Source organism: Shewanella sp. SG41-4 (assembly GCF_014164505.1).
Taxonomy (GTDB): Bacteria; Pseudomonadota; Gammaproteobacteria; order Enterobacterales; family Shewanellaceae; genus Shewanella.
This window is the reverse complement of the sequence record NZ_JACJFI010000356.1, coordinates 1-3,243: the sequence shown is the minus strand read 5'-3', so window position 1 is coordinate 3,243 and position 3,243 is coordinate 1. Positions and strand designations below refer to the sequence as shown.

The window sequence follows — 3,243 nt, the reverse complement described above, 5'->3', positions numbered from 1 at the left end:
TTATCAAGAAGCGCAGATTCAACTACAAGTTTCTGCAGCGCGTGAGCAAACAACTAGTTTTCAGTCGGTGATGCTAGTTGTAACGGCCATAGCACTATTTATTGGGTGTATGGTGGCGTTAACGTCTGTTAAGCGCTTAAAAAATATTATTGGCGGTGAGCCAGAATATGCAGCTGATATAATCCAACAAATTGCTCGTGGCGATCTTACAGTGAAATTATCTGTTGATTCTCCTCACAGTATATTAAGTGCGGTGCAAGATTTAACCGTTAATTTGACCGAGATAACTCAAAATTCGATGTTGACTGCCAATAAATTACTTGCAGCGTCTAAAGATTTATACCAAACGGCAAAGCAAAACGAGCATCTTATCAACAATCAAAAAATGGCTACCGATAATGGCGCTGCGGCAATTACGCAAATGTCGAGTACTGTTTCAGAAGTGGCAAACCATACCAGTGAAGCTGCTCTATTATCACAAACGGCCACGAATGAGTTTAATGCAGGTCAGATTGAAGTCACTAAAACACAGACAGATATAGATGCGTTGGCCGTCAAAGTAAGTGAAGCGGCACATATCATTGATTTACTGTCACAAGACAGTAAAGAAATTGGCTCGGTACTTGATGTTATTCAGGGTATTGCAGAGCAAACTAACTTATTGGCGTTAAATGCGGCCATTGAAGCTGCACGTGCTGGTGAACAAGGCCGAGGTTTTGCCGTTGTTGCTGATGAAGTGCGTAATCTTGCTCAGCGTACACAAGAATCAACAAGACAAATCCAAGCTGTAATTGAAAGCATGCGCGCCAGTTCTGTTAAAGCTGTGACTGTTATGAACGAAGGCCAAGAGCAAGCCAATAGCAGTGTTCAGCAAGCTAAAAATGCTGGAGAATCATTACAGGCTATTAATGTATCGGTAATTAAAATAAGTGATATGAATATCCAAATTGCCACAGCCGCAGAGCAACAGTCTGTGGTTGCAGCGGATATAAATCAAAACTTTATTCAAATTACTCATTCAGCGTTATTGGCTCAGCAAGAAGCCGGTAAAATTACCGCGGCCAGTTATCAACTTGAAGAGCTTGCTAAAAGCTTAGAGTTAAATGTGAAGCAGTTTAAGACCGAAATATAGTTATTCGTTTTGTGAAAAGCTTACAGATTAAGGCTGAAAAATCACTCATGTTATTTTTCAGCCTTAATATAATCAATTTTGACCTTCATTAACTTTTGGCTTTATCGATCTGGCTTAAGCACCGTCTGATTTTATTTCTCCCAAACTTACCAGTAACCAAGTACTTTCCACCAAAATCCGCCGACAACACCCCAAATGGTTAAGTTGACAATACTCATGATAAAGCCCATTACCCACCAGTCTTCCATTGATACGTAACCGGAGCCAAAGATAATCGGTGAGGTACCAGTGGCATAATGCGTGAGCGACATCATTAAAGAGGACGCACCAGCAAGGAGTAAACCTAGGTATAAAGGTGGAGCACCTAATGCGATACCTGCGGCGAAGAATGCTGCAAACATGGCGGTAATATGTGCTGTGGTGCTGGCAAAAAAATAGTGTGCATAAAAGTAAACTACCACCAATATAATCACTGAAATCATCCAGCTGAAACCAAGTTGGGCGATATTGGTTTCAACCACACCAGAAAACCAAGCGACTAATCCTAGTTTATTTAAGAACGTTGCCATCATTACTAATGCTGAAAACCATACCACGGTATCCCAAGCGGCTTTTTCCTTAAGCACATCTTCCCAACTCAGTACCCCCGCTAATTAACAAAATGGATAAGCCTAAAAATGCTACTGCAGTGGTATAACCGCAAAATTCGCCCCTAATATCATGGCTGGTACTCCAGCCCATAAAATCAGTAATAGCGAGAACACACTCACCATGATTTTTTCTGCGTATGACATCGGGCCCATATCAGCCAACTTTGACTTAGCGTAAGCTGTCGCGTCTAGCGTGCGCTTTATTTCTGGAGGATAAACCGCATAGATAATCAGTGGCATAAGCGCAATACAAAGCAGACCTGGCAATAATGCTGCCAGTGCCCATGTGCCCCAGGTAATACTGATGTCTGCGCCTGTGGCATCAGCAATCAATTTGACTATTAATGGGTTGGGCGCCGTCGCAGTAATGAACATTGCAGAGGTAATAGGGTTTGTATGGTAATTCACGAAGGCAAGATAATGACCTATTTTACGTGATGTACCTTCTTCTGGAGACGAGCCAAAACTCGCTGCAATTGACTTCATTATAGGGTGAATAATTCCACCGCCTCGAGCCGTATTACTGGGTGTGACAGGTGCAATGACCAGCTCTGATAGTGCTAACGCATAGCCGATACCAATGGTCTTTTGCCCAAATAAAGCAATAAAATAATAACCAATACGGTTCCCTAAACTGGTTTTTGCTAATCCGCGTGAGATGATAATCGCAATACCAATTAACCAAATCAGTGAGTTTGAAAATCCACTTAAGGCATCTTTAATAGCATCCGATGGCTTATCACTGGTTACGCCTGTTAATGCAACAAGTGTAATTGCTAATACGGCAATAGCACCAATTGGCATCGCTTTACCAATAATCGCGACAACTGTGCCAACAAACAAAGCTAATAAATGCCAAGCATTGGCCGATACACCTTCAGGTGGAGCGACGATGAACCAAAGCAATAGTACTATCGCAATTGAGATTAAACCTGGAACAACTCGGATATCAGTACTTTTCATTGCAGTATCCTTAGGTTTGAGAATACGCCTTTAGCAATGACGATAAATGTCGTTATCATTTGGTCAATTGTTAAAGGGGAGCGGAGCAGTAACTTGATACTAAGTCTTTGTGGTATTTGAATTTGTGAAGTTATTCTCATTGTTGATACGTGTCATATCTAACGTTTTATTCTATTTCCTATAGGTTGACGGATTTGTGTTAATTAGGCTATTTCTCGGCTAGAAAAATAATGAATGGTTACGTTGAGGCTGTGGTGGTAGACAGTATCGATATAACAGATGTAACAAATGCAACGAGTTCAACTGATAAAGATACAGATACCGGCAAAGATACGGGAACAGAAGATTTAGGCAGTGGTATTTTACATACCGCGTACCATGAGTTTGACGATAGCAACGTCAATGTGGTGCTCAGTGGCCCGAACGTTGTTATTGAAACCAATGGTATGCCTAACCATACATCGCCTTGTTGGTCTGCTAGTAATGAGCTGCATGTTG

The 3,243-nt window shown here is 41.5% G+C and carries 1 protein-coding gene and 2 pseudogenes; 2 read left to right on the top strand and 1 reads right to left on the bottom strand.

Features of this window, described 5'->3' with window-relative positions:
- The coding region (locus H5202_RS19540) for a methyl-accepting chemotaxis protein (RefSeq protein WP_182773532.1) at positions 1 to 1,132 on the top strand (1,132 nt) is incomplete at its 5' end.
- A gap of 146 nt (positions 1,133 to 1,278) precedes the next feature.
- Here the strand turns inward: H5202_RS19540 and H5202_RS19535 are convergent.
- A pseudogene (locus H5202_RS19535) lies at positions 1,279 to 2,745 on the bottom strand (DASS family sodium-coupled anion symporter).
- Positions 2,746 to 2,975: 230 nt separating this feature from the next.
- Here H5202_RS19535 and H5202_RS19530 point away from each other — a divergent pair.
- Positions 2,976 to 3,243 (top strand): annotated as a pseudogene (locus H5202_RS19530) (hypothetical protein); the annotation flags it as partial.